Annotated in this window: 14 protein-coding genes and 2 pseudogenes; 3 read left to right on the top strand and 13 right to left on the bottom strand. The window is 66.0% G+C overall.

Translation table 11 applies throughout. From position 1 onward, the window contains the following. The first annotated feature begins 68 nt into the window (after positions 1-68). Together ELS24_RS13790 and ELS24_RS13795 are read left to right on the top strand one after the other, a co-directional pair. Positions 69-797, top strand: coding sequence for a response regulator transcription factor (locus tag ELS24_RS13790; RefSeq protein ID WP_127184441.1), 729 nt, complete (start codon positions 69-71; stop codon positions 795-797). Further along, the gene (locus tag ELS24_RS13795; protein ID WP_050450261.1) at positions 794-2,266 is read left to right on the top strand and encodes a sensor histidine kinase; all 1,473 of its coding nucleotides are present in this window, start codon (positions 794-796) and stop codon (positions 2,264-2,266) included. Before ELS24_RS13790 ends, ELS24_RS13795 begins: the two co-directional genes overlap by 4 nt. A gap of 5 nt (positions 2,267-2,271) precedes the next feature. Here the strand turns inward: ELS24_RS13795 and ELS24_RS13800 are convergent, their stop codons facing one another. The 4 genes from ELS24_RS13800 to ELS24_RS13815 form a co-directional block, all read right to left on the bottom strand. Beyond that, a complete protein-coding gene (locus tag ELS24_RS13800) occupies positions 2,272-3,429 on the bottom strand; it encodes an NAD(P)H-dependent flavin oxidoreductase (protein ID WP_050450262.1) in 1,158 nt (385 codons plus the stop codon). Positions 3,430-3,571: 142 nt separating this feature from the next. Then, a complete protein-coding gene (locus ELS24_RS13805; RefSeq protein WP_127184442.1) occupies positions 3,572-4,960 on the bottom strand; it encodes a tripartite tricarboxylate transporter permease in 1,389 nt (462 codons plus the stop codon). Continuing rightward, positions 4,957-5,439, bottom strand: coding sequence for a hypothetical protein (locus ELS24_RS13810; RefSeq protein ID WP_127184443.1), 483 nt, complete (start codon positions 5,437-5,439; stop codon positions 4,957-4,959). The genes ELS24_RS13805 and ELS24_RS13810 overlap by 4 nt, the downstream gene beginning before the upstream one ends. A gap of 76 nt (positions 5,440-5,515) precedes the next feature. Then, positions 5,516-6,805 carry a hydroxymethylglutaryl-CoA reductase, degradative gene (locus ELS24_RS13815; protein ID WP_127186332.1) on the bottom strand — a complete coding sequence of 430 codons (1,290 nt, stop codon included), beginning with the start codon at positions 6,803-6,805 and terminating at the stop codon, positions 5,516-5,518. Between the two features lie 132 nt (positions 6,806-6,937). On the opposite strand from ELS24_RS13815, the gene ELS24_RS13820 reads away from it, so the two are divergent. Further along, positions 6,938-8,359, top strand: coding sequence for a PLP-dependent aminotransferase family protein (locus ELS24_RS13820; protein WP_127184444.1), 1,422 nt, complete (start codon positions 6,938-6,940; stop codon positions 8,357-8,359). Positions 8,360-8,425: 66 nt separating this feature from the next. On the opposite strand, the pseudogene ELS24_RS13825 reads toward ELS24_RS13820, so the two are convergent. From ELS24_RS13825 to ELS24_RS13865, 9 genes and pseudogenes are all read right to left on the bottom strand, one after another. After that, positions 8,426-9,185, bottom strand: a pseudogene (locus ELS24_RS13825) (anaerobic ribonucleoside-triphosphate reductase activating protein). Then, positions 9,154-11,025 (bottom strand): ribonucleoside triphosphate reductase, encoded by a 1,872-nt coding sequence (locus ELS24_RS13830; protein ID WP_342672809.1) that lies wholly within the window; start codon positions 11,023-11,025, stop codon positions 9,154-9,156. Before ELS24_RS13830 ends, ELS24_RS13825 begins: the two are co-directional and overlap by 32 nt. A 136-nt stretch (positions 11,026-11,161) precedes the next feature. Then, complete coding sequence (locus tag ELS24_RS13835) at positions 11,162-11,512, bottom strand: DUF3325 domain-containing protein (protein ID WP_050450266.1); 351 nt, start codon at positions 11,510-11,512, stop codon at positions 11,162-11,164. Continuing rightward, positions 11,509-13,149, bottom strand: a complete 1,641-nt coding sequence (locus ELS24_RS13840) for a PepSY-associated TM helix domain-containing protein (RefSeq protein WP_127184445.1) — start codon at positions 13,147-13,149, stop codon at positions 11,509-11,511. The genes ELS24_RS13835 and ELS24_RS13840 overlap by 4 nt, the downstream gene beginning before the upstream one ends. Positions 13,150-13,349: 200 nt before the next feature. After that, positions 13,350-14,483: a serine hydrolase domain-containing protein gene (locus tag ELS24_RS13845; protein ID WP_164741253.1), complete on the bottom strand. Its 1,134-nt coding sequence runs from the start codon at positions 14,481-14,483 to the stop codon at positions 13,350-13,352. 58 nt (positions 14,484-14,541) lie between these two features. Continuing rightward, a pseudogene (locus tag ELS24_RS13850) lies at positions 14,542-16,343 on the bottom strand (dipeptide ABC transporter ATP-binding protein). A gap of 8 nt (positions 16,344-16,351) precedes the next feature. Continuing rightward, a complete protein-coding gene (locus ELS24_RS13855) occupies positions 16,352-17,884 on the bottom strand; it encodes an aldehyde dehydrogenase family protein (protein ID WP_240669510.1) in 1,533 nt (510 codons plus the stop codon). Positions 17,885-17,895: 11 nt separating this feature from the next. Next, positions 17,896-19,251 (bottom strand): NAD(P)/FAD-dependent oxidoreductase, encoded by a 1,356-nt coding sequence (locus ELS24_RS13860; RefSeq protein WP_127184447.1) that lies wholly within the window; start codon positions 19,249-19,251, stop codon positions 17,896-17,898. Then, the gene (locus ELS24_RS13865) at positions 19,238-19,651 is read right to left on the bottom strand and encodes a Rid family hydrolase (protein WP_164741254.1); all 414 of its coding nucleotides are present in this window, start codon (positions 19,649-19,651) and stop codon (positions 19,238-19,240) included. Before ELS24_RS13865 ends, ELS24_RS13860 begins: the two co-directional genes overlap by 14 nt. Between the last annotated feature and the right edge of the window lie 38 nt (positions 19,652-19,689).

Here is a 19,689-nt window from a genome sequence, read left to right on the forward strand (position 1 = left end):
AAATTGTGATAACTCGCCGCCCGCGGATTGGCGACAATGGCGGTGTTCCCTTTGCCCGAGTTGCCCCCATGGATACGCCTCGCCGCGTGCTGATTGTTGAAGACGACGCCCACATTGCCGAATTGCTGCGCCTGCATCTGCGCGACGAGGGCTATGAGGTGGAACACGCGGCCGACGGCAACGAGGGCATGCGCCGGCTGGAAGAGGGCAGTTGGGACGCGCTGGTGCTGGACCTGATGCTGCCCGGCATCGACGGCCTGGAAATCTGCAAGCGCGCGCGGGCCATGGCGCGCTACACGCCCATCATCATCACCAGCGCGCGGTCCAGCGAGGTGCACCGCATCCTGGGCCTGGAACTGGGCGCCGACGACTATCTGGCCAAGCCGTTTTCCATGCTGGAGCTGGTGGCGCGGGTGCGGGCGCTGCTGCGCCGTAGCAGCGCCATTGAGCGCAATGCGCGCATCGACGCCGGCAGCCTGGCCGTGCATGGTGTGTCCATTGACCCTATCGCGCGCACAGTGGATGTGGATGATCGCCGGCTGGACCTGACGCCGCGCGAATTCGATCTGCTGCATTTCTTTGCCCGCCATCCCGACAAGGTGTTTTCCCGGATGGACCTGCTGAACCACGTCTGGGGCTATCAGCATGAAGGCTATGAGCACACGGTCAACACGCATATCAACCGGCTGCGCACGAAGATCGAGGCCGACCCGTCCGACCCCCGCCGCATCCTGACCGTATGGGGCAGGGGCTATAAATTCGCCGCTGGCCCGGGCGCTGCCGGAGCCGCACCATGAAACGATTCACCTTGACCCAACGCTTGTCCGCCGTGTTTGCGCTGCTGTTGCTGGCCTGCTGCGGGGCGTCGGCCTGGTTGCAGATTGCCGCCAATTCGCGCTACGAGCAGGAAGTGGTGCAGCGCTTGTCCAGTGGCCTTGCGCAGCATATTGCCGGCAGCACCGAGCTGATGGACGCCAACGGCTGGAAGCCCGACGCGGTGCGCTCGCTGTTCGACATGTTGATGGCGGTGAACCCAGCCGTTGAGGTCTATCTGCTGAACAACGACGGCCGCATCGTGGGTGACGCCGCGCCGGCCGGGCAGATCAAGCGGCGTCAGGTGGATCTGAACCCGGTCAAGCGCCTGTTGGCGGGCGGCACGCTGCCTATTGTGGGCGACGATCCGCGCAGCGAGGATGCCCAGAAGGTGTTCAGCGCCGCGCCCGTGCGTGTGGGGTCGTCGGACGCAGGCTACGTCTACGTGGTGTTGCAAGGCCAGGCGCACGATGCGTTGGCGATGTCGGTGTCGCGCAGTTCGGTGTTGCGCACCACGCTGTGGTCGATCGCCCTGGTGGCCTTGCTGGGCTTGGTGGCGGGCTTGACGGCGTTTGCGCTCATCACGCGGCCGCTGCGCGCCTTGACGCGGGCGGTCAGCGCGTTTGAAGGCGACGACGGCAAAGCGCTGGCTGCGTTGGCCCGGCCCGGCGACGCAACGGACAAGAGCCTGAATGAAATCTCGGTACTGCGCCGCAGCTTCGTGCAGATGGGCGGGCGCATCTCGGACCAATGGCGCGAGCTGACGCGGCAAGACCAGCAACGCCGTGACCTCGTCGCCAATATTTCGCACGACCTGCGCACGCCGCTGACGTCCCTGCATGGCTACCTGGAAACGCTGCGTTTGAAAGACGAGACGCTGGACGTCAGCGAGCGCCGCCGCTATCTGGACATAGCCCTGGCGCAAAGCCGCAAGGTGGGGCGGCTGGCGCAAGAGCTCTTCGAACTGGCGCGGCTTGAGTCTGGCTTGGTGCGGCTGGAACCGGAAACGTTTTCCCTGCCGGAACTGGTGCAGGACGTGATGCAGAAGTTTGAGCTTGCCGCCGAAGCGCGCCAGCAGGAACTGACGACCGACATTCCCCAGGCCTTGCCCTTGGTGCGCGCCGACCTGGGCCTGATCGAGCGGGTGCTCACGAACCTGCTGGACAACGCCATTCGCCATAGCCCACCGGGCAGCCGGATTGCCTTGCAGTTGGGCGTGGCGCAGAACCGTGTGCAGGTGCAGGTGAGCGATACGGGCAAGGGTATTCCGCTTGAACTGCGCAGCGGTCTGTTCACGCGCGCCTCTGCGTTGAACCGGGGGCCGCGTGATGGCGGCGGCCTGGGGCTGGTGATCGTGCAGCGCATTCTGCAACTGCATCAAAGCGAGATCCGGCTGGTGGAACGGCCGGAACCGGGGGCGGTGTTTCAGTTTGATTTGTCGGCGGCGCGGTAGGCGGCTTACGCCGCTGCCGGCATCTGCCCATGCAGCAGATAGTCCATCAGTTCGCGCACCGACCTCATGGCGCTGCCGAACGGCAGCTTGGACGCGCCTCGGAAGAACAACCCACGGCTGACTTCTCCGCGCAGCGCGGCAGCCAGCTTTAAATCAATACAAAACTGCCCAAAGCGCGACAAGCCATCGCGCAGCCCGCATTGCGTCAGGCAGTCCATGCGCTGGCTACAACGGCGGGGATCGCAACGCGTGCCGGCTTGCAAGGTGGATTCCTGGCGCAGATAGCGCGTCAGCCAAGGGGTGGCGACTGCGCGCGCGGGCAGTCCGGCCACGCTGGTGAATTCAGCCAGTTCGGCCGGGTCGGCATCCATCAGCACGCGCTTGAAGTTTTCATGGGCGTCGCCTTCCTGGGTGACGGCGAACGCGGTGCCCACCTGCACGCCATCGGCGCCGTGGGCTAGCCAATGGCGCACTTGGTCATGGCTGCCCACGCCGCCCGCCACGATCAGTTGCGGCGCGTCGCGGCCCAATTGCAGTTCATCGAACAGCGCATGGCAGTCGGCCAGCACGCGCTGGAAATCAAAGCGCTCGTCGTGAATGTCGGTGATGCGCGCAGCGCCCAGATGGCCGCCCGCATAGCCGGGGTGTTCGATCACCACGGCGTCGGCCAGCCGGCCCTTCTTCATCCATTTCTTCAGCACGACGGCCACGCCGCGCGCTTCGGACAAGATCGGCACCAACGCCACCTTGGGGAAATCCGCCGTCATCTCGGGCAGGTCCATCGGCAGCCCCGCGCCCATCACAATGGCCTGCGCGCCGCTTTCGCAGGCCTGCCGCACCAGCGCGGGGTGGCCGCGCACGGCTTTCATGACGTTCACCGCCACCAGGCCCCGGCCTTGCGCCGTGTCCAGCGCGGCGCGCACTTCGCGGTCCAGCGCCAGCAGGTTGACGCTGTCGATCAGGTCGCGGTCATTGCACTTTTCGGTTCTTTCAAGCAGGTCGGGATGGTGGTGGCGCAAGTCAATGCTGGCGATGGTGCCCACCGCATTCTGGCTGGCCACTGCGCCCGCCAAGCGATGCGCCGACACGCCGACGCCCATGCCGCCCTGCACGATGGGCAACAGCTCGCGGCCGGCAAGTTTGAGGGATGTGAACCACGTCATGTTGATGCCTTTCCTCTGGTCAAGTGGACAGAGGCTAGAGCAAGGCATGGCGGGTTGCCTTGCGCGGGATCAAGCGGCGGGGATTGAGTCGGCGGGGCGCATGGCCCCGCCGGTGTTGGCGCTGGTCTAGTGTGTCAAGCGCTTACGCCATCAGCTTCACAATAGCCGGCACCGACAGCACGGCCGTGTAGTAGCCCATGAACTGCACGCCCGTGTTGAAGCCGAAGCGGCGCGAGAGCAGGCCACCGAACAGGCCCATCGTCAGAATGACCAGCAGGCCCAGGAACTGGCCTTCCCAGATGCTGATGACGATGATCAGGCCCACGAAGGTGGCGATGATGGCTTCGTGGCTGACCCGGCGCGACACGAACAGCGCGGCGCGGCGCGCGAAGTTCATCGCGAAGGGATAAGACACCAGCGCCGCCAGCAGCACGGCCAGCATGCCGTAGCCCAGAAATTCCCAATGGCTCAGCAGGTTGTGCAGGTTGTGTGTCTGGCCGGTGGCGGCGTCCACCGTAAAGCGCGGCGGCGCGTTGAACAGCGGTGCGGCGGGGCCGGCGGCCACGGGGCTGAGCGGCAGGCCGAAGGCGATCAGCGGAATCAGCGCCTCGGCAATGTAGGTGGCTTCGGTGACGCCGTTGCGCGCCGACAGCACGGTCGTCAGCCGATGGTAGGCATGCTTGATGCGCGACCCCACCAGCTCGCCCAGCACCACGGTCATGGCGACGGGGCTGAACACGAAGGTGGCGCTGGAGACGGCGGCGGTGGCCAGGGTCCAACGTGTCTGCACGCGGTCCATGACCTTGAGCGGGTTGGGAAAATAACCCGACCAGCCCTTGACGTCGGGCGCCAGCGAGAACGTGCGGACCTTGTCGCGCATCATGCTCTTGCGCCCCATGGGCGACACCACGGTGAACAAATCCGCGATCAAGGGTCCGATGGCGATGCCCAGGAAATAGCTGATGCTGAGCTTGACGCCGTACTTGGCGGTCAGGCTTTGCAGGGCAATGATCACCACCACGAAGGGCACCAGCAGCGCCACCGCCGACCAGCGTCCGGCCGAGAAGTAGGCGATGAGCACCGCCGCCGCCAGGAAGATCCAGGGCGCGGATTTGGTGATGGCCGCGCCAAACGGCGCCAGCAGCACGGCGAACAGCACGGCCAGCGGCACCGCCACGAAGGCGGCCACGATGGCGCCCGACACCATCTTGCGCAACGCAATGTGCGGCACGCCCAGCTTGCGCAGCATGTTCGCGTCTTGCAGCAGCGGCGTGGCCATGGTGTCGCCCGGAATGCCCAATAGCGCTGTGGGCACCGCGTGCGTCATGTGCTTGGCCACGGCGCCGGCCAGAAAGAAGGTGAAGACGCCGGCGGGCGGCACGCCCAGCAGCACCACCAGCAAGGTCAGCGGCGCAAGCGTGGTGGTTTCGTCGGTGCCGGACACCAGGCCGATGGCGGCGAACACCACCGCGCCCAACAGGCCCATGGCGGCGGCCACCATGATTTGTTCAAGCAGGATGGGGTCGCTCATGCCAGCGCCTCCTTGGATGCGCCTTGCGGCAGGTCGGTGGACGGCGGCGTGACGGACTGCGGCTTGGCCTCGGCAAACAGCTCGTACAGGCCCAGTTCCTTCAGCTCGCGCACCACGGGTTCGGGCAGGTCGGCCAGCGAACCCAGGCCGCCCGGCTGCTCGGCCAGTTCGGCCAGCACTTCGGCGCGCCAGGCGGGGTCATGCGTGGAGGCGTGTTCGACCACTTCGCGTTTGGGCGGGAACAGGCGCGCGCAGATCACGCCCGCGATCACGCAGCCGGCCAGGCCGGCCAGCATGGCGTAGGCGTGCGCCAGTTCCGGCGACGCCACCACGCCACGCAGCCAGCGGCTGGCGGCGTAGAAGCCGGTGACGCTGATGGCGATGCCAATGCAAATGGCCCACGCCAGTTGGCGCAGGTCCACCGTGTCGTTCCACACTTCTGCCAGGCGCCAGGACGGCGCTGGGGATTTTGGTTCCATGTCTCTCTCCGTTGTGGTGGGGCGGTGCGGGCTGGCCAACACCGCCTCTGTTTTTATGTGGCCCGCGGGCCAGGGCTTATTTCTTGGCGCGCAGTTCCTCCAGCAAGGCCAGCGCGCGGTCTGTGCGTACGTCTTTTTCCTCGGCCATGCGCTTGGCGACCGTATCGATCTCGGCGCCCACGGCGCCTGCCACCAGCGCGATGTTGCGCGCGTGCAGGGCCATGTGGCCGCGTTGGATGCCTTCGGTGGCCAGGGCGCGCAGCGCGCCCAGATTCTGCGCCAAGCCCACGGCCACCGCCACTTCGCCCAGCTCTTGGGCCGAGCGCACGTCCATGATCTTCAAGGCCAGCCGGGCCAGCGGATGCGTCTTGGTGGCGCCGCCCACCAGACCCACGGGCATGGGCATTTCGATGGTGCCGACCAGCGCGCCCGACCCGTCTTTTTCCCAGGTGGTCAGTGACGTGTAGCGGCCCGAGCGCGCGGCGTAGGCGTGCGCGCCGGCTTCCACCGCGCGCCAATCGTTACCGGTGGCCACGATGACGGGGTCGATGCCGTTCATGATGCCCTTGTTGTGCGTGGCGGCGCGGTACGGGTCGACGGCGGCGAAGGTGTAGGCGTCCAGCACGCCTTCGATGATGTCGGCGCCGCTGCGATCCTTGGTGTCCAGCACTTGCGGCGTCAGGCGCACGCGGGCGCGCGCCAGGCGCAGGTCGGCCAGGTTGGACAGGATGCGCAGGCGCACCGAGCCGCCCGTGATTTCTTCCACCAGCGGCGCCACGGCTTCGGCCATGGTGTTGACGGTGTTGGCGCCCATGGCGTCGCGCACGTCCACGATCAGGTGCAGCACGATCATCGGGCCGCGCGGCGTGTCGGCGAACACATGCACGTCGATGTCCTGGCAGCCGCCGCCCAGCTCTATCAGCACCTTGTCGCGGCCGTTGGCCAGCGTCAGGATGCGTTCACGTTCGCGCAGCAGCGCCAGCCGCGCGCCGTGCGGGTCGGTCAGGCCCAGCACCTGCACCTGCGCGCGCATCAAGGGGCGCGTGCTGGACGTTTCAAAGCCGCCGCATTCGCGCGCCAGCTTGGCCATGTAGGACGCCGCCGCCACCACCGACGGTTCTTCCACGGCCATGGGCACCAGCACGTCGCGGCCATTGACCTGGAAGTTGCCCGCCACGCCCAGCGGCAGTTCGAAAGCGCCGATGACGTTTTCGATCATGCCGTCGGCACGGTCCAGTCCCAGCGCGCCGGGCTGGGCCAGCAACTGTTGTTCATCGGGGGTCAGCGCGGCGGCCTGGGCAATGGCGGCCAGGCGTTGTGCGGGGGTCAGCGCGCGGAAGTTGGGTAGGCGTGAATCGGCCACGATGGCAGGTCTCCGTATCGTTATTGAGTGGCCTGATTCTAGGTAAACTGTACCGCTATTGAGAGGTACAGTTTTGCCAAACAGTACCATCGCACTGCACCAATTTTGACGGACGCCCAGGGCGAAAAACACAGCATGAATGACCCCAGCAACACCGGTAAACGGCCGCGCGGCGCGCCCATTGCGGAAAGCCTGGCCAAGCTGATCGGCCAGCAGATTGCCGATGGCGTCTACCGCCCGGGCGACAAACTGCCGTCGCTGCGCGAACTGTCGCAATTGCATCGCTACGCCAAGAACACCGTGGTGGTGGCGTTTGAAATGCTGGTGGCCCAGGGGCTGGTCGAACCGCGCCGGGGCTCGGGCTTCTTCGTGCTGGCCGGCGATTTCGCGCGCAAGGCGGCCGACGAGGAACCCGGCCAATTGAGCCGCGCCATGGACATCGTCTGGCTGATGCGTGAACAGCTCAAGACGCAGCCCGACGCGGTCCAGGCCGGCGATGGCTTTCCGCCCGTGGAATGGCTGGCCGACATGCGCATGGACCGCTATCACCAAAAGGTGGTGCGCACTGGGCTGGGCGCCTTGTTCCGCTACGGCAGCCGCTTTGGCTACGCGCCGCTGCGCGAAAGCCTGGTGCGCAAGCTGGGTGACGTGGGCGTGAATGTGGCGCCGTCGCAGTTGGTGCTGACGCATGGCGCCAACGAGGCGATGGACCTGGTGATCCGCTACTTTGTGCCGCCGGGCGCCACCGTGCTGGTGGACGACCCGGGCTATTACCCGCTATTCGGCAAGCTGAAGCTGGCGGGCGTGCGCATGCTGGGCGTGCCGCGTTTGTCGGATGGGCCGGACGTGGCGGCGCTGGAAGCCTTGTTGCAGCGCGAGAAGCCGCGCTTGTTCTTTACGCAGTCGCTGGCGCACAACCCGACCGGGTCGGACATCTCGCTGGCCAAGGCCTATAAGGTGCTGCAGTTGTCCGAGCGCTACAACCTGATGATCGTGGAAAACGATGCGCTGGCGGACTTCAAGCCCACGTCGGCGGTGCGGCTGTCGGCGCTGGACCAGTTGGAACGCACCATCTACATCGGCAGCTTTTCAAAGTCGTTCTCGGCGGCGTTGCGCGTGGGCTTCATCGCCTGCAACGCGGCGCTGGCCAGCGACCTGGCCGACTTGAAGGCGCTGGTGCACGTCAGCAGTTCGGAATACTGCGAGCGCATGGTGGATGTGATGCTGCGCGAAGGGCACTACGAGCGCCATCTGGCGCGCTTGCGCCAACGGCTGGAGGCCGCCACCGGCCATGCCTTGCAGGTGTTGGATGCGCTGGGCGCCGAGGTGTATTCGCGGCCGACCAGTTCCTTGTATCTCTGGTCATCGTTTCCCGGCGTGGCGGACTCGTTGACGCTGGCGACGGATTTGATGCCCGAGAAAGTCATCATGGCGCCGGGCCGCGTGTTCAGCGTGGATCCCACGGCGGTGTCGCCGTGGTCGCGGTGCAATGTGGGCGCGATCGGGTCGCCGCGTTTTCGGGCCACGTTGGAAGCGGCGCTGGCGGCGCGGCGTTAGGCACCTGAGACTGCCGGTTGTATCTGCCGCTTTTTTCTGCCGCTTTTTTCCTCCGGCTTTTCTGGTTCAGCGATAAGCGAACTCCTCGAACCATTGCCCCAAGGCTCGCCTGCGCCTGCGGACTCAGCATGCGCGCGGCGGGCAGGTTGGAAGCACCGCGCGCCGACTGCACCGCAAAGCGCCGCACGCCCCGGCGCGCCAGCGCTTGCGCCAAGTCCAGCAGCCGTTCCTCGGCCAGCCAATCGGGGTGCCAGGTGATGCGGCATTCAAAGTCCGTACCGGCTGACAGCAACTGCGTCAGACACGCCATGGCCGGGCGATGGGAATCGCGGCGGCCGGTGATGTCGTCGTAGCCTTGCGCATCGGCCTTGATGTCCAGACCCACCCAATCCAGGTGGCGCAACACATCGGCCAGGCGCAAGGGGTAGATGCCGGCCGTGTGCAGGCCCACGCGGTAGCCCATGCGCTTCACGTCGCGTATCAACGATGGCAGGCGGGGTTCCGACAGCGGTTCGCCACCTGAAAACACCACGGCGTCCAGCAAACCCGCGCGGCTTTTCAGAAAGGCGCGCGTATCGCGCCAGTCGTAGCGGGCGGCGCGGGTTTGCAGATCGGGGTTGTGGCAGTAATGGCATCGCCAGGGGCAACCGGCAATAAAGACCACGGCGGCCAACTGCCCCGGCCAATCCACCGTGGAAAACGGAACCAGTCCGCCGATGGCGGGCGCATGCCGGGGCAGGGCCGTCGCCACGGGTGGCGGGGGCCCAGCATGCGCAGCCCTGCGCGCGACCGGTTCAGTGTTGTTCGACGAAGAAGCGGCGTTCATGGAATTCGCCTTGTTTGCCGGTGTTGAAGGACGACACGGGACGGTGATAGCCCATGACGCGGGTCCAGACCTCGCAGTGCACCGGTTCGGGGGTGTTGCCTTCGGCCTCGCACTTGGGGCAGACGTCGTGGTGCCCAGCCAGATACCCGTGGTGGGGGCAGATGGAAAACGTGGGTGTGACGGTGATGTAGGGCAGCCGGAAGTTCGACAGCGCGCGGCGCACCAATTCCTTGCATGCCTGGGCCGATGACACGGCCTCGTTCATGTACAGGTGCAGCACGGTGCCACCCGTGTATTTGCCTTGCAGCGTTTCCTGCAATTGCAGCGCGTAGAAGGGGTCGTCGGTATGGCCCACCGGCAATTGGCTGGAGTTGGTGTAGTAAGGCTGCGCATCGCTACCCGCCTGCAAGATGCCGGGAAAGCGCTTGCGGTCTTCGCGCGCGAAGCGGTAGGTGGTGCCCTCGGCGGGTGTGGCTTCCAGGTTGTACAGGTGCCCGGTCTGTTCCTGGAATTCGGTCATGCGCTCGCGCACGTGGTCCAACAGGCGCACCGCCAGCGCGTGGCCGGCCGGCGTGGTGACGTCGTCGGCGTCGTTGGTGAAGTTGCGGATCATCTCGTTGATGCCGTTTACGCCCAGCGTGCTGAAGTGGTTGCGCAAGGTGCCCAGGTAGCGGCGGGTGTAGGGGTACAGGCCTTGGTCGATGTAGCGCTGCACCACGCAGCGCTTGGTTTCCAGCACGTCACGGCCAAGCTCCAGCAGGTGGTCTAGCCGTTGCATCAGCCGGGCTTCATCGCCCCGGCAGGTATGGCCCAGCCGCGCGCAGTTGATGGTGACGACTCCCACGGATCCGGTCTGCTCGGCCGAACCGAACAGGCCGTTGCCGCGCTTGAGCAATTCGCGCAGGTCCAGTTGCAGGCGGCAGCACATGGACCGCACCATGTGCGGTTCCAGATCCGAATTCAGGAAGTTCTGGAAATAGGGCAGCCCGTAGCGCGCCGTCATCTCGAACAGGCGCGTGGTGTTGGGGTGGCTCCAATCAAAGTCCGGCGTGATGTTGTAGGTGGGAATCGGGAAGGTGAACACGCGGCCCCGGGCGTCGCCGGCCATCATCACTTCGATGTAGGCGCGGTTGATCATGTCCATTTCTGCTTGCAGTTCGCCATAGGTGAACGGCATTTCCTCGCCGCCCACGTAGGGCACCTGTTCTTTCAGGTCGGCGGGGCAGGTCCAGTCGAAGGTCAGGTTGGTGAAGGGCGTTTGCGTGCCCCAGCGGCTAGGCACGTTCAAGTTGAAAATCAGTTCCTGCATGGCCTGCTTCACGTCCGCGTAGGTCATGGCGTCGCGGCGGATGAACGGGGCCATGTAGGTATCGAACGAACTGAAGGCTTGCGCGCCCGCCCATTCGTTTTGCAGCGTGCCCAGAAAGTTGACGATCTGGCCGATGGCCGCCGACATATGCTTGGGCGGCGTGGATTCCACCTTGCTGGGCACGCCGTTGAAGCCTTCGGTCAGCAGTTGGCGCAAGGACCATCCCGCGCAATAGCCGCTAAGCATGTCCAGGTCGTGGATGTGGAGGTCGCCATCGCGGTGCGCCTGACCCGCTTCGGGCGTGAACACATGCGACAGCCAATAGTTGGCCGTGACCTTGCCGGCCACGTTCAGGATCAGGCCGCCCAGGCTGTAGCCCAGGTTGGCATTGGCGTTGACGCGCCAATCGCGTTGGTCCAGGTATTCCTCCATGGCGCTTTCCACATCGACCAGCTTGTTGCGGTCGAATGCAGCGGGAGGGGCTGGGACGTTAGGGGGGAGATCGTGCGGAAGCAGCATGTCGGACACCATATGTAGTGGAGTGTCAAAACTCTATCACTACATATGGTGTTGATGTCTGCCTATGGAAGACGATGTCAGCCTGGCTTGATGCGGGTCAAACAGGGAAAAACGGAGGGGAAAATCGCAATGCGGCTTTCGCCTGGCGTCAGAAGCCGATGCCAATACCCGCCAAGGAAATGGCCACGGCCAGCGCAGCGGTGCGGGCGGCAGGGCGGGGCGCCCAAGACAGCATGCCCACCCATAGCAACGCGCCCGCCGACAGCCAGCCCAGCCACGCCACCACACCCACTGTGTTGCCCCACAGGCCCACACAAGGCAGCAAGGCCAGCGCCAGCAACAGCACGCCCGCGCCGCGCAGCACGCGCGTGTGGCCCGCCGACGGATCGCGACCCCAGACCTGATCGTAATGGCGTGGCATGGCCAGGCTCAGGCAGGCCATGCCCGCATAGGTCAGCAACAAAGCCACTGCAATGGCGAATACGTCGTTCAGGTTCATGCCGCAGCCTTTTGAGTCGCGCGAGGGGTGCGCCGGGTGGGCGCGGGCTCAGGCCTTTTCCACAAACGGATGGCTGCCCAGGCGGATAGTACGCCAACGGCCAGGGCGGTCAGTTCCACGTCCGCGCTTTCCCAGTCGCCGCGCGCCATCTGCGCCACGGGGTGGTCGCCCAATGTGGCGAATGACAGCACCGGCAGCAGCAGGCATAGCGCCGCCAGCAAGCCCAGTTGGGTCGTCCACGCAAGCCGGGGCCGACACAGCCAGGCATGCGCCAGCATCAACGCCCACAGCCCGAAAAAGCAGCGCAGTTCCCACAAGGCGCGGTTTTCCAGTGCGACGGGCAGCAGGCGGTTGGCCCAGAAGTAGCCAATGCAGGCCACCGCCAGACCGGCAAGCGCGGCCACATTCAGGCCTTCGATCAGGCGGTACATGCGCGCGGTGGCGGCGCCGAATTCATTACCCAGCTTGGCGCGCCGCTTCACCATGAACAGCACGGCGCCCGTGCCCATCATGGCGGCCCCGGCCAGGCCGCATACGAAGTACAGCCACTTCACGGCCAGCCCGCCAAACGGCGCCATGTGCAGGTCGCCCATGACCTGGCGCGTGAGTGCCGGCGCGCCGCCGATGACGCCGCCCGCCGGGCGCATGCGCAGCAGTGCGCCCGTGGCCGCCGAGAACTCGGCCATGCCAGTGGTGGCGCTGATGTTGTGCAAGGCGTCGCTGGTTTCGTTCCAGCCGTAGACCGCAACGCGCATGGAACTGTCTTCGGGGTTCTGGATGACGATGGCGCGCGCGCTTTGGCCAATCAGGGATTCGGCACGCGCCACCAGCGGTTCCAGCGGCGGCATGGCCAGGGACTGGCCGGTGCGCACGGGCCTTTCTTCGCCCTGCATTTCGGCCAGGTAAAGGCGGGTGGCTTCCATGCCGGCCCCGTACTGCGCCACGACGGGGGCGGGCATCAGTTGCGCACTGGAAATCACGATGCCGGTGTAGGCAATCATGAACTGGAAGGGCAGCGTCAGCACCGCCACGGCGTTGTGCGCGTCCAGCCAGGAACGCTGGCCTTTCTTGGCGCGGAAGGTGAAGAAGTCCTTGAAGATGCGCTTGTGCGTGACCACGCCCGAGATCAGCGCGACCAGCATCGCCATGGTGGCGAACGCCACGATCCACACGCCGAAGCGGCTTTCGTGAAGCATGTAGTGGAAGTTGACGAAGTGCGTGCCGCCCAGGGTGGCGCGGCCTGCTTCGTCATGATGGTCGTCCAGTTCGGCGCCCGTGGCGGGGTCCAGTTCGGCGTCGGCGTACATGCCGTTCTTGTCGAACCAGTAGACCGACAAACCGTTGTCATGGTGCCGGTTAACGGGCCAGATCTCCCACATGCCCGCGCCCCGGTGATGGCGCGCCATGTAGTCCACGGCCAGGTCCAGACGGCGTGCGCGGTCCACGGGTGTGCGGTCTTGCGCGGCCGCCGCGGCATCGGCCGCCGCGGCATCGGCCGCCGCGGCTTCCGCCGCGTGGTGCTCGGGCGTCATCCAATGGGTGATGGGTTCGGCGAAGAGGGCCAGCGATCCGGTCAGGAACACCGCGTACAGCAGCCACGAAAACCACAGGCCGACCCAGGTGTGCAACCAGGCCATGGATAGGCGGAAACCGGATTTCAGAGCGAACCTCTTATTGTGGGATTGCCGCCGTGAGCTTGCGGGCAAGAAGTTTTATTGAGAATTGTTCCGATTCTAAGCTAATTGGGGACATCAATGTGAAGGCGCTTATGTGGCGACTTCAGTATGGCGACGTCAACGTTGAGGCGGCCGGACTCGCTCGTCTTGGCCCAAAGCGCTTAGAACGCCCGGGCCAGCGCCGCGAAGAAGGCGTCGTCGTTGATCTCGACGCGCTTCTTATAGCTGGGTTTGCCGCGCGCGCTCAGCACCACGACAACGAGCTTGTGCGCCGGGTTGATGTGGATGAACTGCCCATAGATGCCTTCTGCCTGGAAGGCGCCGGCCAGGGCGGGGTCCTTCAACTCTGGCACCCACCACATGTAGCCGTAGGGAATTTCAGTGTCGCCAATACGGTACGGGGTTCCTGCCTGCGCCACCCAGTCCTCGGGCAGCAGGCGTTCGCCATCCAGTTGCCCGCCTTCCAGGACGAATTGCCCGAACCGTGCGTAGTCACGCAGGGTGGCATTCATGCCGCTGCCCGAGATCGTCATGCCGCCGGGGCATTCCGCCCACCAGGTCGCGTCGGATTCCATGCCGATGCGCGACCACAGCCGCGACTGCAGGTAGTCGACCAGCCGCTGGCCCGTTGCGCCTTCCATCACCGCGCTCAGCAGATACGATTCCCCCGTGTTGTACGCCCAGGCCTGGCCCGCCGGTTGGCGCGCGGGCAGGCCTTTCATGAAGTCTCGGATGCCGCCTGCTTGCCAGCGGGTCTGGATGTCTAGCAATTGACGGCGCTCGGAGGCCGCGTCGCCGTAGTCCTCGTTCCATTGCACGCCCGAGCACATGCGCAACATCTGGCGCAGCGTAACTTGGCGATAGACCCCGCCCAAGTCCGCGTACCGCGTCACCGGATCGTCCAGCGAGTGGATCAGCCCTTCCTTGAGCGCCACGCCCACTAGCGTCGCCGCCACCGACTTGGCCAGCGAACACGAGTTCCAGCGCGTTTCAGGCGCGATGCCACGCTGATAGGTCTCGAACGCGACTTGCCCGTCCTTCATCACCAACAGGCCGGCCACGCCGTTGGTGGCCAGATAGTCGTACAGGTCGAACACACGCCCTTGATCCTGGATGCGCAAGGCGGGCATGCCGCCGGGCCGCAGTGGCAGATCACGCACGCGCTCGCCGCGCGCCACGGTGTCGGACGCAAACCAGCCGGGGTCGCTGGACAGCGCCAGCGCAAGTTCGTCGGGGAGCAGGGTTCCGTCGTAGAACCGCATCAGATGCGTCTTCAGGGCGGGCGTCAGGGGCATGGCAGGTTCCAGATTTGAATTCATGGGTGGTGGACGGCAGGCGCGCGCCATGCGGGCCTTAGTCGTCCTGCATCACAAAGTGGCCGGGCGCGACTTCCTGGTAGCGCCGTCGGGGTGGCGTATAGCCGGGCGGGCGCAGCGTGTGCCGGATCTCGTCCTGGATCAGATGGCGCGGCATGGCCAGGCGCGCGCCCGGGTCCGCCACGGGCACGGCGTCCAGCAAGCGTCGCGTATAGGGATGGCGGGGGTCGTACAGCACGGCGGCGCGGGAGCCGATCTCGACGATCTCGCCCATGTACATCACCGCGACGCGATGGCTTACGCGCTCCACCACGGCCATGTCGTGCGAGATGAAAAGATAAGCCAGCCCCAGGTCGCGTTGCAGCGTCAGCATCAGGTTGATGATCTGCGCCTTGATCGATACGTCCAGCGCGGATACTGCCTCGTCGGCCACCAGCAACGACGGCCCGAGCGCCAGGCTGCGGGCGATACAGATGCGCTGGCGCTGTCCCCCGAGAATTCCTGCGGGTAGCGGTCGCCGGCCGCGCTGTCCAGGCCCACGCAGGCCAGCAGTTCGGCCACGCGGGCGCGCAGTGCGTCGCCCTTGCAGACCTTGTTCACGATCAGGGGGCTGGCGACTGCCGCCGCAACGGTCTTGCGCGGATTCAGGCTGGAGAATGGGTCTTGAAACACCATCTGCACATGGCGCGCCATGGCGTCGCGGTCGCGGCCCCTGGCTGCGTGGATGTCCTGGCCATTGACCCGCACCGTGCCCGAGGTTGGCGTCAGCAGGTTCATGATGCTGCGGCCAATGGTGGACTTGCCGCAACCCGATTCGCCCACCAGCGCCAGGGTTTCGCCTGGCTGTACGCTGAACGACACGTTCTCGACGGCATGTACCATGCCGCGGTCGCGCGACAGCAACCCCGAACCCATGCGGTACCGCATCGTCAGCGCCTGAACCTCGAGCACAGGCGGGGCGTCGGCGCGCGCGGTGTTCGCCGTTTCCCGGGCTGGCGTCTTGATTCCGGTTTGACGGTCGATGGCGGGAAACGGCATCGGACGCGCTACGTCTTTCATGGCGCCCAGGCGCGGCACGGCCGCCAACAGGGCCCGCGTATAGGGCTCGGTGGGCCTATCGAAAATACGAGCGGTGTCGCCACATTCGATCTGCTGCCCGCCGCACATCACGACCATCCGGTCCGCCACTTCCGCCACCACACCCATGTCATGCGTGATGAACAGCACCGACATGCCGTCTTCCTGCTGTAGTTCGCGGATCAGGGCCAGAATCTGTGCCTGGATCGTGACGTCCAGCGCGGTGGTCGGCTCGTCGGCGATCAGCAGCCGGGGCCGGCAGGCCAGCGCCATGGCGATCATGACGCGCTGGCGCATGCCGCCCGACAGGTGGAACGGATAGTCTTTCAAACGAGTCGCCGCGGCCGGGATGCGTACCTTCTCAAGCAGGCGCAGCGCCTCGGCCTGCGCCGTCGGCCAGTCCAGGCCCCGATGCAGCATCAGCGATTCAGCCACCTGGAATCCGATGGTGCGCACCGGGTTCAGGCTGGTCATCGGCTCTTGGAAGATCATTGCGATATCGGCGCCGCGAATCTTGCGCATCTGGGGTTCGGGCAGCGCCAGCAGGTCGCGGCCGCCCAGCAGGACGCTGCCCGACACCTGCGTATCGCGCGGGTTGAGCAAGCGCATGATCGACATGGCCGTCACGCTTTTGCCCGAGCCGGATTCGCCCACCACGGCCACCGTTTCACGCGGGGCTACCTCGAAGTCCAGGCCGTTGACGACGGTCTTCCAGCCGCCCGGCACCCGGAAGCGGGTGTGCAGGCCGGCGACGCGTAGCACCGGCGCGTTCACGCGCTCAGCCCCATTGCGGACAGACGCAACCAGATCGTCTTGATCTGCTGGTATTGCGCCATGGCCTCCAGCCCTTTGTCGCGCGCCAGCGACCCCGAGCGCCGGTAGCCGCCGAAGGGGGTCTTGATGTCACCCTCGGTAAAGCCGTTGACCGCGACCGTGCCGCACTCCAGGCGGCGCGCGAAGTACATGGCGCGGTCCAGGTCACGGGTGTAGACGGTGGCATGCAGGCCGTAATCGGTGCCGTTGGCAATCTGCAGCGCCTGGTCCATGCTGTCCACCGGCAGGACCCCCAGGACCGGGCCGAAGATCTCTTCGCGGGCGATAACCATGTCCGGACGCAGGTCCGCGAAGACGGTGGGACCCAGATAGTGCCCGCGACCGCCCGGCGCGCCACCGGCTTCCAGCACGCGGCGCGCGCCTTCCTCCAGGCCCTTGGCCACATAGGACTGCACGCGGTTGCGCTGGCCCGCCGAAATCAGCGGGCCCATGTCGGTTGCCGGATTCAGCGGGTCTCCGATCACGATCTGCTTGGTTCGCGCGATGATCTTCTCCACGTAGGCGTCCTGCCGCGACCGCGCCACCAGTTGGCGCATGTTGGCCGAGCAATTCTGACCACCATTCCAGAACGCGGCCATCACGGCATTGTCGATCAGATCGTCGGTCAGGTCCGCGTCATCGAGGACGATGAAGGGGCTTTTACCGCCCATCTCCAGCCCCACCGTTTTCAGGTTGCTGGACCCTGCGTATTGCAGGAACAGCCGCCCCACGTCGGTGGACCCGGTGAACGACACGGCATCGATGTCAGGGTGTTGTCCGATCAAGCGTCCCGTGGTTTCGCCCGGCCCCGTCAGCACGTTCAAGACGCCCGGCGGAATGCCCGCCTCGATCGCCAGCGCCGCCAGGGCCAGGGTGGTCAGCGACGTTTCTTCGGCTGGCTTGACGATGACCGAGCAGCCGCTGGCCAGCGCGGGAGCCAGTTTCCACGTGGCCATCAGCAGGGGAAAGTTCCAGGGCAGCACCGCCGCCACCACGCCGATGGGTTCGCGCACGACCATCGCGCAGTCTTCCTGCCCGGTCGGGGCCACGTGGCCGTAGCTCTTGTCCACCAATTCGCCGTACCACTGAAAGATCGCCGGCACTTCCTGCGTGATCTCGCGCAGGCAGTCCCGAATGGGCTTGCCGCTTTCCAGGCTTTCCATGACGGCCAGCTTGACGCCATCACGGCGGATCAACGCCGCCAGCCTCAGCAGGGCTTCCTTGCGTTGCTCCGGTGCGCAGCGCGACCAGGCGCCGCTGCGGAACGCCGAGCGCGCCGCCGCCACCGCGCGGTCCACGTCTTTTTGACCGCAATGGGCCAACGTGCCGAGCACGGCGTCGGTGGCGGGGTTGCTGGTTTCGATCAGCGCTCCGTTATCGGACGCCGACCAGTCGCCGTCGATAAAGGCGCGGTCGGGCAAGCGCAGGCCGGCGGCCATGCGTTGTAGTTCTGCATGGCTGGGAAGGGGCAGGGCGGGTTCGGACATCATTGCTCCAGGAATTAGATGGCCGCGTAGGGGCGTGAATACGCTCCACGCAGGAAACGGTCGGCCGAGAACGGCGCCAGGTCGGTCTTGGGTTCGGCGCCTCGGGCCAATGCGGCAAGCGTGCTGCCGACCGCGGGACCCAGGCCGAATCCGTGTCCGGAAAACCCCGTGGCGATGATCAGGCCGCGAGCCGGCCAGGCGGCATCGATCACCGGCAGCGCGTCCGGCATGACGTCGATGTTGCCAGCCCAGGACTTGACGATTTCAACGGGGGGCATCCGCGCGAACAATTCCGCGAACCGCTTGCGGTTGTCGCGCACGCGATGCGTGTTGGGGGCGATGTCCGGATCGCGGGGCTTGATCGCCCAATCCGATTTCGGCACCGACAGCCGGGTGTACAGGTCATTGACGAAGGGCTTGCCCAAGCGGAACGAAAAGCCCTTGTGGTTGCGCACCACTTCACGCAGGAAATAATGCGAGGCGCGCAAAGAGTCCAGCGTCAGGTCGATATCGGTGCCGGCATCTGTGGCGATGATGCAGGACCCATCGGGCCGCTGACGCAAGCCCAGCCCGTAGCCCACGAAGCAAGGCAGGCCCATGGCGGGCAGCGGCGCTGTCAGCGATACGGTGCTGCGTACGACCTTCTGCGGCAGTTTCACATCCAGCGCCTGCAACAGGCGAAAGGTCTGCGCGCCGGCCGCGCAGATGACGATGGGGGCGCGCACGCTGCCGTGTTCGGTCTGCACGCCGCACACGCTGCCGCCCGCGACGTCCAGGGCGCTGACGCCGCAATCTTCCAGCACCACGGCGCCGGCGCCGATGGCCGCGCGGGCAAAAGCCAGGGTCGCCAGGGTGGGTTCGGCCTGGCCATCCGATTCGGCGATGATGCCGCCTTCGGTACGCCGGGACACCATCGGAAACCGCGCCGCGATCTCGTCGGGACTCAGCATGCGCGTGTCACTGACCCGGCCTCCGGCCTCGGCAAGCCAAGCCTGGTAGGACCGGCGCTCGGACTCGTCGGCGCACAGGAACAGGCAGCCGCTGCGCATCCAACCTGTCTCGTGGCCCAGCTCTGCCCGCAAGCCGGGCCAAAGCGACAGCGCCTGCGCCGCCAGGGGCAGCTCGGCCGGGTCTCGGTAGAGCGACCGCACAAAGCCCCAATTGCGTCCCGACTGCTGCGAGGCAATGCGGTTCTTTTCCAGCAGCACCACTTTCAGATTGGCGCGAGCCAGATACCAGGCGGCGCTGCAGCCCATGATGCCGCCGCCGATGATGACCACGTCGGCCGTGGCGGGCAGGGGCTCGGCCCTGTCCAGCAGGCGCGACACCGCGTCGGCCGGCGCATGGTGCAACAGGTTAAGCGGTGGCATCGACGATGGCGTCCATGTCGATCTCGACCCGGATGGCGGGATCGAACAAGCCGGCCTGCACGGTGGTGCACGCGGGATCTATGCCCCGAAACGCCGCCGCGTACACGTCCATGACGGCGTCGTAGTCTTCGGGCCGGGCGATATAAATACGCACCCGAACCACATCGCGCAGCGACGCGCCCGCCTGCTGGAAGGCATGCTGCGCATTACGCAGGATCTGCTCGGTCTGCGCCTGGGCGCCGTCGGCCAGCACGTCGGCGACATAGTCGTAGCCGGTTGTGCCGGACAGGCGGATGTGGCCGTTCAACGCGACGGCGCGCGCATAGCTGTAAGTGCGTTCATACTCGCTGCCGGAGTAGATGGCTTTGCGGCTGCCGTGTTGGCGGGTGTTGTCGTTCATGTGGGTGTTCATCCAGGAGTGCGTCATTGGCGAGCAGG

This window comes from Achromobacter spanius (genome assembly GCF_003994415.1).
GTDB classification, from domain to species: domain Bacteria; phylum Pseudomonadota; class Gammaproteobacteria; order Burkholderiales; family Burkholderiaceae_B; genus Achromobacter; species Achromobacter spanius_C.

Bases quoted from the DNA above. Each gene is read 5' to 3' on its own strand.
- ELS24_RS13790 (WP_127184441.1), top strand. From the start codon at position 69: ATGGATACGCCTCGCCGCGTGCTGATTGTTGAAGACGACGCCCACATT.
- ELS24_RS13795 (WP_050450261.1), top strand. From the start codon at position 794: ATGAAACGATTCACCTTGACCCAACGCTTGTCCGCCGTGTTTGCGCTG.
- ELS24_RS13800 (WP_050450262.1), bottom strand. From the start codon at position 3,429: ATGACGTGGTTCACATCCCTCAAACTTGCCGGCCGCGAGCTGTTGCCC.
- ELS24_RS13805 (WP_127184442.1), bottom strand. From the start codon at position 4,960: ATGAGCGACCCCATCCTGCTTGAACAAATCATGGTGGCCGCCGCCATG.
- ELS24_RS13810 (WP_127184443.1), bottom strand. From the start codon at position 5,439: ATGGAACCAAAATCCCCAGCGCCGTCCTGGCGCCTGGCAGAAGTGTGG.
- ELS24_RS13820 (WP_127184444.1), top strand. From the start codon at position 6,938: ATGAATGACCCCAGCAACACCGGTAAACGGCCGCGCGGCGCGCCCATT.
- ELS24_RS13830 (WP_342672809.1), bottom strand. From the start codon at position 11,025: ATGGTGTCCGACATGCTGCTTCCGCACGATCTCCCCCCTAACGTCCCA.
- ELS24_RS13835 (WP_050450266.1), bottom strand. From the start codon at position 11,512: ATGAACCTGAACGACGTATTCGCCATTGCAGTGGCTTTGTTGCTGACC.
- ELS24_RS13840 (WP_127184445.1), bottom strand. From the start codon at position 13,149: ATGGCCTGGTTGCACACCTGGGTCGGCCTGTGGTTTTCGTGGCTGCTG.
- ELS24_RS13845 (WP_164741253.1), bottom strand. From the start codon at position 14,483: ATGCCCCTGACGCCCGCCCTGAAGACGCATCTGATGCGGTTCTACGAC.
- ELS24_RS13855 (WP_240669510.1), bottom strand. From the start codon at position 17,884: ATGATGTCCGAACCCGCCCTGCCCCTTCCCAGCCATGCAGAACTACAA.
- ELS24_RS13860 (WP_127184447.1), bottom strand. From the start codon at position 19,251: ATGCCACCGCTTAACCTGTTGCACCATGCGCCGGCCGACGCGGTGTCG.
- ELS24_RS13865 (WP_164741254.1), bottom strand. From the start codon at position 19,651: ATGAACGACAACACCCGCCAACACGGCAGCCGCAAAGCCATCTACTCC.